Source organism: Microcoleus sp. T3_A4, assembly GCF_036700465.1.
GTDB lineage: Bacteria > Cyanobacteriota > Cyanobacteriia > Cyanobacteriales > Microcoleaceae > Microcoleus.
The window spans coordinates 20,344-32,613 of sequence record NZ_JAUBOY010000052.1 but is presented as its reverse complement, the minus strand read 5'-3'; the positions used below and the strand labels follow the sequence as shown (position 1 = coordinate 32,613).

The window sequence follows — 12,270 nt, the reverse complement described above, 5'->3', positions numbered from 1 at the left end:
ACTAATAACTTAATCCAGAGAGTTGAGGTTTTCTTACATAGTTGGGTTGATTCTGGCCCCCTTACTTAGATGATTTAAGTAGTTGATTCATTTGCTTTTAGGCAAGTAATTAACTGACCCAATCTTGTTTCAAATGAAGCCGTAGGCAATTACCATTTACAACTTACAAATTTAGGATTTTTCCAATTTTCTAATCAACAAAAACCGGTGTTAAACTCATGACTGACTATAAAGTTGTTGTCAAACGCATAGTCTCACCCGATGGTAAAGTTATTGCTGAGGCGAAAAGCGTAGTCGAAGCATCTGGCGATGATCGAGGTGAAATTAGTCAAAGCGTGTCTGTAAAGGTTTCATCTGCTACTAGCTGCAGCAGTTACGCCAAATCGAGTTCTAGTAGTTCTTCTTCATCTAGTTTTAGCAGCACTTCATCAACATCTAGTTACTGTAATAGATATTCAATTTAATAATGAATTTTGTCTGCTAAAAAGTTTTCGTGATACTGCCATGAAATATTGCTTAATTATCTCTGACTTAAGTTATTTAGAACCCATTAACGAAAGCACAGTTATAGTAGGTGGTGGCAATGTTTACGGTGATACATTCGCCACAACAACAGCAGAGCCTGGATATGCGATCGCTGTTGCAGGTGGATTTGCCAGTGGTAATCAAACTTATACAAATACTCTAACCAACACAACGGTTAAAGACTTGGGTAGTCTTGAGTATAGTAGAGCCAATGCAACAGCCACAGCCTATGCAAGGACTGGAAACCAAAGTGCTTCATCTACAATTCGCAGTACTTCTATTTCATTTTTTGGGCGTTAATAGTCTCACCCGATAGGAAGATGATCAATACTGCAATTTTGATGTTGCACAAGATACTTGTTAGAGATCCTCTCAGGAGGATTAAGAGGCTCTAGTCTTAATCGACAAATATGGGGAGTATAATTGGTGAGGGAAAAGTCATATGCAGATTGAGAAAATTGATAATTTTGAAACATTTAATAAAATCCGAGAAAATTGGGATTCTGTATACGCCGCAGATCATCAGGCTCAGTTCTTCTTGTCCTGGATTTGGTTATCTAGATGGTTGCAGATGGTGCATGAGCCGTGGTTCATATTAGCTGCAAAACCAGATACCAAAGATTCATCCTATGTTGCTTTTTTCCCTCTAAAAACTTTATTAGCCCACCAGGATGTAGGCGGCTTTGAAACGGAAATCTGCATGGCAGGAAATAGCATAGCAGATTACACAGGACTTATGTGCCTGCCTGGTTATGAAGAAGAGGTAATTCCTGCTTTTGCTGCTTACATCCAGCAAAAGTTAGTATGGTCTAGTTTCAATGTAAAAAGTATTCTAGAAACAGATACCCGGATGTCTCTATTGTTGAGGAATTTTTCTGCAGATAGTTTTGAACTCAGTCAACTCCGCATTCAAAGTGTGAATGAAGAAGAACCCGATATTTATCTTGCTCCTTATGTTTCATTACCAGATGACTGGGAGCAATATCTACAAAACTACGTCGGTGTCAATACTCGTCAAAAAATCAGACGCTTTTTAAGGAAAGTTGACAAATCTGATGAGTTTTATATCACCCACATTAACGCAGACAATTTGGAATCTCATATTGAGATACTACTGAAGTTCTGGGAGTCCAGATGGAAAAAGCAAAAAGGGGATACCTTTGAGCTAATCATGGATTACTATCGCCTGATTTTACGTCATTGTTTTGAACATAACTGCCTGTATCTTTCGGTTATGTGGAAAGGAGACAGACCTTTAGGGGCGATCGCCAACTTTGTGGATTTTCAGCAAAAATCCATGCTATTTGTGATTACAGGTCGCGATCAAACCTTTAAAAATCCTCCACCTGGGCTTATCCTCCATGCTGATGCAATTCGATACGCGATTCAAAACGGCTTTAAAGTGTACGACTTTTTAAGGGGCAATGAGGAATATAAGTATTCTTTTGGAGCTAAAGATCGGCAGATTCAGCATATCGTAGTCAAAGACAAGAATGGCCAGAATAAACAAGAGGATGTTAGAGATCTTCTTCCTTTAGCATTTCAGCTCGCTGTTCGCGATCATCGATCGAACCGACTCACCAAAGCTGAACAGGGATACCATCAGATTCTGGAAGCTCAATCAAATCACCCAGAAGCACTCTATGGACTGGGGGTGTTGATGAGGCAAAAAGGCGATTACCAAACGGCAGAAAATTTACTGAAAAAGCTGCTTCAGGTGCAGCCAAATTCTATCAAGGCTTTATTTGGTTTGGGGAATTTATATCAAACTCAAGATCGGTTATCCGACGCGATAGAAGCCTATCATCAAATCCTAGCTCTACAGCCGGATGCGATCGCCGCATACAATAACCTTGGCTATGCTCTACAGCAGCAAGGCAAATGGGAAGATGCGATCGCCTACTATCAAAAAGCACTAGAACTAAAGCCTGATTGCGTTGAAGCTGAGGTTAACTTAGCCAATGCACTTCATGCTCAAGGAAAGCTATCCTTAGAGAAACAAGCTCATTACGCGGCAATGAACAATGATTTAGGCTCCAAATGTAAACAAGTAGGCGATTTAAAAACGGCGATCGCCTACTATAGCCAGTCCCTCTCTATGAAACCAGATTTAGCAGAGGCTCACTATAATTTGGCTCAAGTGATGCAAGAACAAGCTGAACATCAAACCGCAACTTTCTGCGAGCAAAAAACTCCCATACCAGCCTAGTAGTCCGCTAAGTTAGTTTTGATTAATTTAAAAAAGAGTGTCATTATTATGTTGAGCTCTGATTTGTACTATAGCAATCCTAAATGATTTGCGTAATTATTGTAGGGGCAATCCCACGCCCGGTTGCCCCGATAGGGGGTAGGCACGGGGCACTACCCTACAAATTTATCTGAATGATTTAGGATTGCTATACCTCGAAAATGTTTCAGAAAACGACTTGATTTTAGGTGGTTCTGCATGGGGATGGGAGGCTTTTTCATCAGTGGACAGTGGAAACACTTTGACTGCTAAAGACATTATTTTTAGAAACAAAGGTAAAGTTACGAAAACAAGGGGTATATGAACAGCTAGGGCGATTGGCACTAATCCTCTAGCTGATGTTGATGTTTACTACGCAGGCTTTGATAAAGTCAAGGTAAAAATTAAATCAGGAGCAGGAGCAAACTATGCTTTTGAGAGTGTTACTGTAAAGGCGATGGACTTGCCACACGAACTTTCAGGGCTTGTAGTCAGGGCTTAAGTTCTTTTTAGCTTTTAATGATTGACCACTGCGTCACGGGTACGAGGGGTTTCTGGCCGAGGAAAGAGCCGATCGCCCTAACTCGCTGAATGCCAATTCTAATTACTTCCACATCATGGCAGGTGCAGGGCGATCGCGATCGCCCTGCACCTGCCATGACTTCGCATCCATTCGATCGCGATCGTATTCAAATCGGCTAAATCCGTCGCCTTCCCGGCTGATGCAAGCCCCTCCAACGGCCGTTCCAAGTCCCCTCCCATCCGCTCAACCACAGTCCTCAAACTGCTGCCAAACCCCGCTCTGTTAATCACAATTCAGGAACGGGAGCAGCGGTGTGTCATCTGTCCTCAACACCGGCAAGCGCGTGCCCGGATACAAAGAGTATAAAAATTGAAAACTGGCGTAAGTCTGATAATTTCAAACAAATCTGCCAAATTGGCAACATACCTCTAATTAGTCCAGATATATTCAGGTAAATCGCAATAAAACACGGTTTTTGCTCATCTTTAGCAGTCTGCCCTAATACTTTTTGAGTAGGGGCGAGTGCAAGGAAGATGCAGTTTAAAATTATACAAGCCTTTTGAGAGTGATGGTGATGGCTAAATCAAATGCCATTGGCAATCAGTACCGATCGCCCAGATTGATATTGGTAACAATTTTTTCCTGTCCTATTTTCGGGATGCACCAAGTTTCATTTATTAAGAACATTTCCGTCTTTAGTCTGAAGTTAAAAGCAATTGTTTCACACTCTTTAAAATCCTACATTGGCATTCATTGAGATTCGCAATGTCGGCGCTCGTGCAAGTGATTTTCGTCTTTACATACAAGTAAAAGGAGATAAATCGCGATGCCTCCATTCGATTCATTAGCTCCTGAGCCCTTAAATAATATTGTTGGAAACAGCAATAGTTTAAACACCTTGAATTCGGTGGTGAATAACCCTGGTGCGGGCAGCAGCAGTAGTTCCAGCACATCTAGTGCCTTTGTAGATAACAGCGGTGCAGGCAGTACCAGCAGCGCGACAGCAACTTCCCCGATGGGAAGCAGTACAAGTAGTGAGACTGCTTACGCTGTGGGGGCTACATCTAGCAGTGGCAGCGCGATAGCGAGTGCTTCTACAGTGGCGCCCCCAACTACTAACGCCACAGCGCCAACACCCACAGCGCCAACACCCACACCGTCAAATAATGACGGTTCAACGTTCACCCCCGTGACTGGTGGCACTTCTAGCAATTCAAGTCCTTCTAATTTCTCTCCAGACAGTACGGGTACTGGCGACGAGAGTACGATCGACAGCAACGGCGACGGATATTGGCTGGGCACCAACGACAGCGATGTGATTACTGGCGATAGCGGGAGTGATCAAATTTTTGCAGGAAGCGACGACGATATTGTCCAAGCTAACAGAGGTGATGATGCGATCGATGGAGGCGATGGAAACGACACTTTGCGAGGAGGGAAAGGTCAAGATTTGCTAATTGGCGGCAACGGCGACGATTTTCTTTGCGGCGACTTCGGCACCGATACATTGATTGGAGGTAGTGGCGCTGATACCTTTGCATTTCAACGCGAAACAGCGAGTGCAGCAGCTAATCCATTGTTAGCCGATCGAGTCGTTGATTTTAATCCTGCTCAAGGCGATCGAATTGGGCTGATAGGGGGAATTTCGGTACCAGACTTGACACTCGTCGCGTTTGATACGGATGGTGACGGTACGACAGACGCGACTCTGCTCAAGTTTAGTTCAAATAATGGCGATCGAATTTTAGCTGTTGTTTTAGGAACAGTTAACGCAGCGGGTGCAACAACTTTGAGCAATGCTGATTTTATTAGTTTGCCAAATAACATCTTGTAGCTAACCGTTAACCCTTAACCCCAACTACCCCGCAGGAAGCGTCGGGGATGAAGTTAATAAAGTTATATAGGTGGAGAGAGACTGATGAAAGACTTTTACGGGCAATTGATTGAAGCAAGTGAAATCATCGAACAACTCAGACAAGAGATGCAATTAAAAACATTTAGTCAAAAGGTTTTGCAGAAAAAAGTTATTGAGAAAGCCGCCCGGGAACGGGGGTTAACTGTGACTCCAGACGAAATTCAAGCTGTGGGCGACCAACTCCGCCGCGAGAAGCGTTTGGAGAAAGCGGCGGACACGATTGCTTGGCTGGTCGATCAGATGATTTCTGTAGAAGATTTAGAAGCCGGGATTTGCGATCGGCTCCTCAGCCAAAAACTAGCCGAACACTTGTTTAGCAAAGAAATAGAAAAGATTTTTGTTCAAAACAAACTGCAATTCGACCAAATAATTCTTTATCAAATAATTGTTGCCAACCGCCAGCTTGCTCAGGAACTATTTTATCAAATTCAAGAAGGAGAAATCAGCTTTTTTGATGCTGCTCATCTTTACGATATTGACGAAAATCGTCGGCATATATGCGGTTGCGAAGGCAAGGTTTATCGGTGGGGTTTAAAACCAGACATAGCAGTCGCCGTATTTAGCGCCCCACCCGGAGAAGTGATTCGTCCAATTGAAACAGAGCTAGGATATCACTTGTTCCTAGTTGAAAAGTTTCTGCCTGCAGAATTAACCCCTGAACGGTATCAAGAAATATTGCATAATCTGTTTAACGAATGGCTGGCTAACGAAGTCAACCATTTATTGTACACTTCTAAAGTGTAGAAACTTAATTTCTTGCCATCAAAAACCGATATATAACAATTTTAAATGAGTCGTAAATTTTTGACCCCACCCCAACCCTCCCTTATCAAGGCGAGGGAGTAAGAAATTCACAAATGATTTAGGTTGGCTATAATTTTGCCGCAACCAAATACAATGCTAAAATTTAGGTAACTTCTGGGTGAACAGAGAGACCTAATATCGTATCCAACTGCATCAATATTATTCATTCCTTGGGGCGGTGCGTGAGTGTAAATAGTCTCATGCGTGTGGATTTAAATATTGCTCCCTTTCACGCACTCTACTACATATATAAAAAGTGCTTTTACGAGGTACTTATAGCTCAATAAAGTTTAGTTAAAAAAGTGATTTATTACCCTCGCAACGGCGCGAAGCATAGCGAACAATGAGACGCTTAGCTAACCCAAGCTTACTGATTTATAGCGCTATTAAAATTACTTTTTAAAATTGAGTTGTGCCCACCCCATATACGCCAGCTAGCAAAGCCAAATGGAAAAAATATATCGGTTAAAAACGCCTCTATAATATATTATTCCCAAAAGCTACTTTTTAAATTCTCATTTTTCCCTCCTATCTATTAATTTCTGCGTCCATCAGCGTTCATCTGCATATATCTGCGCTTAAAAACCTACATAATTTTGCCGCCACCAAGCCCGCACAAACTTAATCTCTTCAAACGTATAACGTTCTTCCAAGAAATCATAAATGGCTCTCAGTTTCTCATCCCCCATAACTTCAATTGCGTACACTATCGCCTGCTGGCGTTCCGGTTCCACCAACAAATTTATATCAACTTCCCTGCCCATTTCCATCAATTCTATCAGATGCCCAGAAATAGTATTAGGGCTCATACCCCGCGCATTAGCTATTCCTTGAACTGTCAAACCTTGTCGGTATAATTCCCAGGTTTGCATCTGCGAATAAGACGCAACGTTAGCAAGATTGGGAAGATTAACGACATCAGAAGATGCAGCACCACTTGGCAATCCTTGTGCTTGGCAAAAAGTGCGAATTGCCTCCAAAAAAACCTTACCGTACTTATCTCGCTTGTTGCTGCCAACGCCGTAAACTTCCTCAAATTCTGTGAGATTTTGCGGGCGTTTTTCTGCCATATCTCGCAAGCTTTTATCGGCAAAAACTACGTAAGGTGGCACAAATTGTTCGTCGGCAATTTGCTTGCGTAGCGTCCGCAGTATGGCAAATAAACCTTCTACTTCTACTGCCAAAGACCGAACTTTTCCCTGTACTTCTCGCTGGGGTTCAATAGCGATTTCAACTGTGCGCTGACGTTTCATAATTTCCCAACTTTTTTCATTAAGTTTCAAAATGGGAAATCCGTCTGTTCTTTCCTCTAAAAAACCTTGATTTAACAGTGAGCGACTCAATTTTTTCCATTCCTCCGCACTTCTATCTTTGCCAATTCCGTAAGTAGAAAGTTGGTTGTGCTGGTATTGCAATATTTTTTGATTTTTTGAACCGCGCAGCACATCAATAATGTGATTCATGCCGAATTTTTCTTGGCATCTCGCGACGCAAGAAAGAAATTTCATTGCCTCAATCGTCCAATCTTCTACGGGTTTTTGGTTGCAACAGTTATCGCAAGTACCGCAGTTTCCGGGGAATGAATCGCCAAAATAACTTAACTGGATTGTACGACGGCACTCGGTGGATTCTGCATAGTTGATGACTCGACGCAACTGTTGGCGGGCAATTCGTTGTTCTTGCGGATCTGGTTTTTGCTCGATGATGTAGTCGATCATTTTGACATCGCCGTAGCCGAAAAATAAGCTGCAATGGGCGGGTTCGTTGTCTCGGCCTGCGCGGCCGGATTCTTGATAGTATCCTTCGAGATTCTTGGGTAAGTCGTAGTGAATTACAAACCGCACGTCTGGTTTGTTAATGCCCATACCAAAGGCTATTGTGGCTACCATTACTTGCACGTCGTCGCGAATGAAGCGGGTTTGATTGGTTGCGCGATCGACATCGTTCATGCCGGCGTGGTAGGGTAAGGCTTGGATGCCACTTTGTTGCAATTTATAGGCAACTTCGTCAACTTTTTTGCGGCTGAGGCAATAGATAATTCCCGAACCGCCTTTTTTTTGGATAATTTGCAAAACTTCGGCAAAACTGTGCTTGGTTTTGGGGCGAACTTCGTAGTATAAATTGGGGCGGTTGAAGCTGGCGACGTGGATGTAGGGATTTCGCAGAGTTAGCTGCTGGATAATGTCTTGGCGGACGCGCTCGGTGGCGGTGGCGGTTAGTCCCATAATGGGAATGTCGGGATATCGATCGCGCACTCGCTGCATTTGCCTGTATTCTGGTCGAAAGTCGTGCCCCCATTCCGAAACGCAGTGGGCTTCGTCGATCGCAAATGCCGAAATTCCTAACTTATTTGCTACTATATCTAAAAATGGTAAAAATCTCTCACCCAGCAAGCGTTCGGGTGCAACATAAAGCAATTTAATCTTACCTTCGAGAATCGCAGTTTCGCGCGATCGGGTTTCCTGACTGCTCAAAGTGCTGTTGAGAAAAGTCGCCCCAATTCCATTATCCTGCAAAGCTTCCACCTGGTCTTGCATCAGAGCAATTAACGGTGAAACAACCACTGTCAATCCCGGTTTCAACAGTGCCGGTAATTGAAAACACAAAGACTTGCCACCACCCGTCGGCATGACAATCATCATATCCCGTTTTTGTAAAGCAGCTTCGACAATTTCCTGCTGTCCCGGACGGAAAGAGTCATAGCCAAAAAAATGTTTAAGAGCTTGTTCCAGGGACAGTGGCACAGAAGATATTGGCGGATGAGACGCTGGCATTTGCAGTAGTTGGTTGTTGGCTTCTCAACTATTCTATGCCTTTTGAGCACAAATACAGTTACAATAATTGAGAATCTCAATTTAAGCAGAAAAACTGATGCCGAAAGCAATTTGGAATGGTGCCGTTTTGGCCGAGAGCGACAAGTGCGAAATTGTAGACAACAACTATTATTTCCCCGCCGATGCCATTAACCGTGAGTATTTCAAGGATAGCAGCACTCACACTACTTGCGGTTGGAAAGGTGTTGCTAGTTACTACAGTGTCGAAGTCGGCGGACAAGTTAATAAAGATGCTGCGTGGTACTATCCTACTCCAAAAGATGCTGCTAAAAATATTGCCGGATATATTGCTTTTTGGAAAGGAGTTAAGGTAGAGGCTTAAAGCAGTTTTGAAATAAAAAATGGGGCTGGTTGTGGGCGAATTAGGCGCTTAACCAGCCCCTTAAAATTTTAATCTTTTTCCCAAACGGCGACAGCTTCCGAACCCAAACCACGGCGAACAACAATGGGTTCGCTTTGTGTCAAATCGAGAATGGTAGAAACTTGATATCCCGGATCGGAACCGTCATCGACAATGACATCTACTAACTTTGAAAAACAGTCAAAAAGTTCAGCTTTGCCAAAGCTTTCTGCTTTTCCTGCTGGCACGGGTGCTGCACCTTCATCATCCGTGGTAATGTTAGCGGATGTTGAAATAATTGGATTTCCCAAGGCTTCCAAAAGTGTAAAACAAATCCGCTGGTCGGGAACGCGAATTCCAGTGGTTTTCCGTTTTGGGTTCATTACCAACCGTGGCACTAACTTGGTAGCTGGCAGTAGAAATGTATAAGGCCCCGGTATTAACCGCTTGATAATTCTGTATGCTTCATCGCTGACGACAGCATAGTCGGTGATATTTGACAGAGAGGAACACAGGAACGTTAAAGGCTTATCATTGGAGAGTTGCTTGATCTGCCTGACTCGTTCTACGGCAGACTTGGAGTTGAGATCGCAGCCGATCGCGTAAACTGTATCTGTCGGATAAAGCATCATAGCCCCATCTTTTAGAGCTTTTGTAATCTTCTCGATCCGGTCTCTTTGGGGTGCAACTGGATGCACTTCGTAAATAGTTGCCATGTTAAGATATTGCAGGCTAAGTGGGCGATCGAAATATCGACTGAAACAATCAATGTTGAAAATTAATTGTTAACAATGAATAAAATAGCTTATTTTGACTGTCCAACCGGCATTGCTGGCGATATGTGCATCGGAGCTCTCATCCACGCTGGCGTTCCTTTAGAATACCTAATCGAAAAACTCAATTTGCTCGGCATTTCGACAGAGTACCAGTTGCGGACGGAATTAGTCCACCGGAATACTCAACAAGCCACTAAATTTTATGTCGATTTAGCTGCGGATTTGTCGTTAAAACCCAAAAATTCCGCTACCGAACTCGATCCCTCGGAAACGGAATCCCCGACTTTCGACGCCCGCCACCACCATCATCACGGGGAAGAACATTCTCACAGTCATGGGGAACCAGATGCCGAAATTAGCCACACTCATCACCGCAATTTGCCACAAATTGAGCAAATCATCGTCTCTGCAAAATTGCCTCCGCGCGTGGAAGCTTGGAGTTTGGCCGTATTTGGCAAATTAGCAGAGGCAGAAGGTGCCGTACATGGTATCCCCGCAAGCGAGGTTCACTTTCACGAGGTGGGGGCAACCGATGCAATTATTGATATTGTCGGTACTTGTTTGGGCTTGGATTGGTTGGATATTCAGGAGTTTTACTTTTCGGCGATGCCGACTGGCGCAGGTACGGTGAAGGCTGCACACGGCAGATTAGCGGTGCCGACGCCGGCGGTGATGCGGTTGTGGGAAACGCACCGAGTGCCGGTTTACAGCAACGGGATCGATCGCGAATTGTGCACTCCTACGGGAACTGCGATCGCCTGTACTCTCGCCTCTGCTTTCGGCCCGCCACCACCGATGCAAATTCAGGCCATTGGTTTGGGTGCAGGTTCTCGAAACCTGGCAATTCCTAATATTTTGCGCCTCTGGATTGGGGAGAAGGAAGAAGGAAGAGGGAAGAAGGAAGAGGGAAGAGGGAAGAGGGAAGAGGGAAGAGGGAAGAGGGAAGAAGGAATAGGGGAGAAGGAAATATTTAACCAATTCCCAATGCCCAATGCCATAGAAACTATTACGGTATTGGAAACGCAGATTGATGATTTGAGTCCGCAGGCGATCGGCTATGTTTTTGATGCTTTGTTTGCCGCCGGAGCTCTGGATGTTTTCACTGCCCCAATTGTGATGAAAAAGTCGCGGCTGGGGGTTTTGTTAACTGCGATTTGTCATCCAGAATTTGAGGATGCTTGCGAAGCTGTGATCTTTCGCGAAACTACTACTCTGGGAATTAGGATCTCGACTCAACAGAGAACTATTTTACACAGAGAAATCCAGACTGTTCAAACAGAATACGGCGAAGTCAAGATAAAAGTTGCGAAGTCTGGAGAAACGATTGTTAATGTACAGCCGGAATACGAAGATTGCGCGGAAATAGCCCGAATTAAAAATATTAGCTGGCGGGAAGTTCACCGCTTGGCGCTGCAAAGTTGGTACGATCGCACTTAATCAATTACAGTGACTTACATGAGGAATTGATTCCCTGACGGGCTGACAACCCGTCAGACTCAGCAGGCTTGAGGAATATCTAAATCAGAGGAATCAAAACCTCTGATATCATCTCCGGTAGATTACCCCTAATACGGTAGGGGCTCCCCTCACGAAAAATATCTGCCAATAATTGACAATCTCAAAAACCCGCCCTTTTAATCGCTTTTTCTTCAAGCTATTATATAAACATACTTCATTCCCGATCGCATTATGGTTGCCTTACCCGATCGCCCATCGATGAGTGCAGAAGAATACCTGGCTTGGGAACCCACCCAAGAGGAACGTTACGAGTATTGGGATGGCGAAGTCGTCGCCATGAGTGGCGGCACCCGCAATCACAATCGAATTTCAGGAAATTTCTTCAGAATCCTAGATGATGCCCTTGTAGATAGCCCTTGCGAACCTTACATCACGGATGTAAAAGTCCAAGTGGAACCAGGGCAAAACTATTTTTATCCTGATGTTGTAGTAACTTGTGATGAGCATGATAACTATCCGCAATTAGTGCAATTCCCTTCCTTAATTATCGAAGTTTTATCGCCTTCCACAGAAGCAGCAGATCGCGGCATTAAATTTGCGAAATACCGCCAAGTTTCAACACTGAAAGAGTATGTGTGGGTGCAAGTTGAACAGCCACAATTAGAAATATTTCGGCGCAATCAACAGGAGCAATGGGTTCTCTCCGAGTATGGTTTAGGCGATTCCTTGCAACTTGAATCGGTGAATCTAGAAATTGCGATCGCCGACTTATATCGCCAAGTACAATTTTCTTAAAAATTTCGCTTTCCAGGGATTTGATATTAATTATCCTAGGCATTTTTTTAATTATTTGAACGAACCGCGAAGA

12 protein-coding genes are annotated in these 12,270 nt (G+C 43.8%); 8 read left to right on the top strand and 4 right to left on the bottom strand.

The window, feature by feature from the left end; all coding sequences use genetic code 11:
- Positions 1-218 precede the first annotated feature (218 nt).
- The 3 genes from QUA07_RS24545 to QUA07_RS24535 all read left to right on the top strand — a co-directional run bounded on the left by QUA07_RS24545 (position 219) and on the right by QUA07_RS24535 (position 2,734).
- Positions 219-464: a hypothetical protein gene (locus tag QUA07_RS24545; protein ID WP_333330336.1), complete on the top strand. Its 246-nt coding sequence runs from the start codon at positions 219-221 to the stop codon at positions 462-464.
- A 40-nt stretch (positions 465-504) separates the two neighbouring features.
- Positions 505-825 carry a TonB-dependent receptor gene (locus tag QUA07_RS24540; RefSeq protein WP_333330332.1) on the top strand — a complete coding sequence of 107 codons (321 nt, stop codon included), beginning with the start codon at positions 505-507 and terminating at the stop codon, positions 823-825.
- Positions 826-967: 142 nt separating this feature from the next.
- Positions 968-2,734, top strand: coding sequence for a GNAT family N-acetyltransferase (locus QUA07_RS24535; RefSeq protein ID WP_333330329.1), 1,767 nt, complete (start codon positions 968-970; stop codon positions 2,732-2,734).
- Positions 2,735-3,261: 527 nt separating this feature from the next.
- On the opposite strand, the gene QUA07_RS24530 is transcribed toward QUA07_RS24535, so the two are convergent.
- Complete coding sequence (locus QUA07_RS24530; RefSeq protein ID WP_333330327.1) at positions 3,262-3,411, bottom strand: hypothetical protein; 150 nt, start codon at positions 3,409-3,411, stop codon at positions 3,262-3,264.
- Positions 3,368-3,565, bottom strand: coding sequence for a hypothetical protein (locus tag QUA07_RS24525; RefSeq protein WP_333330324.1), 198 nt, complete (start codon positions 3,563-3,565; stop codon positions 3,368-3,370). The genes QUA07_RS24530 and QUA07_RS24525 overlap by 44 nt, the downstream gene beginning before the upstream one ends.
- A gap of 536 nt (positions 3,566-4,101) precedes the next feature.
- On the opposite strand from QUA07_RS24525, the gene QUA07_RS24520 reads away from it, so the two are divergent.
- Both QUA07_RS24520 and QUA07_RS24515 read left to right on the top strand, forming a co-directional pair.
- Positions 4,102-5,109, top strand: coding sequence for a calcium-binding protein (locus tag QUA07_RS24520; RefSeq protein ID WP_333330321.1), 1,008 nt, complete (start codon positions 4,102-4,104; stop codon positions 5,107-5,109).
- A gap of 84 nt (positions 5,110-5,193) precedes the next feature.
- Complete coding sequence (locus QUA07_RS24515) at positions 5,194-5,934, top strand: peptidylprolyl isomerase (RefSeq protein WP_333330318.1); 741 nt, start codon at positions 5,194-5,196, stop codon at positions 5,932-5,934.
- 638 nt (positions 5,935-6,572) lie between these two features.
- Here QUA07_RS24515 and recQ read toward each other — a convergent pair.
- Positions 6,573-8,768 (bottom strand): DNA helicase RecQ, encoded by a 2,196-nt coding sequence (gene recQ, locus QUA07_RS24510; RefSeq protein WP_333330315.1) that lies wholly within the window; start codon positions 8,766-8,768, stop codon positions 6,573-6,575.
- Positions 8,769-8,865: 97 nt separating this feature from the next.
- Here recQ and QUA07_RS24505 point away from each other — a divergent pair, with 97 nt between their 5' ends.
- Positions 8,866-9,150 (top strand): DUF427 domain-containing protein, encoded by a 285-nt coding sequence (locus QUA07_RS24505; RefSeq protein WP_190738299.1) that lies wholly within the window; start codon positions 8,866-8,868, stop codon positions 9,148-9,150.
- Positions 9,151-9,218: 68 nt separating this feature from the next.
- Here QUA07_RS24505 and QUA07_RS24500 read toward each other — a convergent pair whose 3' ends face one another.
- Entirely contained in the window at positions 9,219-9,884 is a 666-nt protein-coding gene (locus tag QUA07_RS24500; protein WP_333330313.1) for an L-threonylcarbamoyladenylate synthase, read from the bottom strand.
- A 75-nt stretch (positions 9,885-9,959) separates the two neighbouring features.
- On the opposite strand from QUA07_RS24500, the gene larC reads away from it, so the two are divergent.
- The gene (gene larC / locus QUA07_RS24495) at positions 9,960-11,381 is read left to right on the top strand and encodes a nickel pincer cofactor biosynthesis protein LarC (RefSeq protein ID WP_333330310.1); all 1,422 of its coding nucleotides are present in this window, start codon (positions 9,960-9,962) and stop codon (positions 11,379-11,381) included.
- A gap of 252 nt (positions 11,382-11,633) precedes the next feature.
- Positions 11,634-12,197, top strand: a complete 564-nt coding sequence (locus QUA07_RS24490) for a Uma2 family endonuclease (protein WP_333330308.1) — start codon at positions 11,634-11,636, stop codon at positions 12,195-12,197.
- The last annotated feature ends 73 nt before the right edge of the window (positions 12,198-12,270 follow it).

Excerpts from the sequence above, each read along its gene's own strand:
- QUA07_RS24545 (WP_333330336.1), top strand. The coding sequence starts at position 219 with ATGACTGACTATAAAGTTGTTGTCAAACGCATAGTCTCACCCGATGGT.
- QUA07_RS24540 (WP_333330332.1), top strand. The coding sequence starts at position 505 with ATGAAATATTGCTTAATTATCTCTGACTTAAGTTATTTAGAACCCATT.
- QUA07_RS24535 (WP_333330329.1), top strand. The coding sequence starts at position 968 with ATGCAGATTGAGAAAATTGATAATTTTGAAACATTTAATAAAATCCGA.
- QUA07_RS24530 (WP_333330327.1), bottom strand. The coding sequence starts at position 3,411 with ATGGCAGGTGCAGGGCGATCGCGATCGCCCTGCACCTGCCATGATGTG.
- QUA07_RS24520 (WP_333330321.1), top strand. The coding sequence starts at position 4,102 with ATGCCTCCATTCGATTCATTAGCTCCTGAGCCCTTAAATAATATTGTT.
- QUA07_RS24515 (WP_333330318.1), top strand. The coding sequence starts at position 5,194 with ATGAAAGACTTTTACGGGCAATTGATTGAAGCAAGTGAAATCATCGAA.
- recQ (WP_333330315.1), bottom strand. The coding sequence starts at position 8,768 with ATGCCAGCGTCTCATCCGCCAATATCTTCTGTGCCACTGTCCCTGGAA.
- QUA07_RS24505 (WP_190738299.1), top strand. The coding sequence starts at position 8,866 with ATGCCGAAAGCAATTTGGAATGGTGCCGTTTTGGCCGAGAGCGACAAG.
- QUA07_RS24500 (WP_333330313.1), bottom strand. The coding sequence starts at position 9,884 with ATGGCAACTATTTACGAAGTGCATCCAGTTGCACCCCAAAGAGACCGG.
- larC (WP_333330310.1), top strand. The coding sequence starts at position 9,960 with ATGAATAAAATAGCTTATTTTGACTGTCCAACCGGCATTGCTGGCGAT.
- QUA07_RS24490 (WP_333330308.1), top strand. The coding sequence starts at position 11,634 with ATGGTTGCCTTACCCGATCGCCCATCGATGAGTGCAGAAGAATACCTG.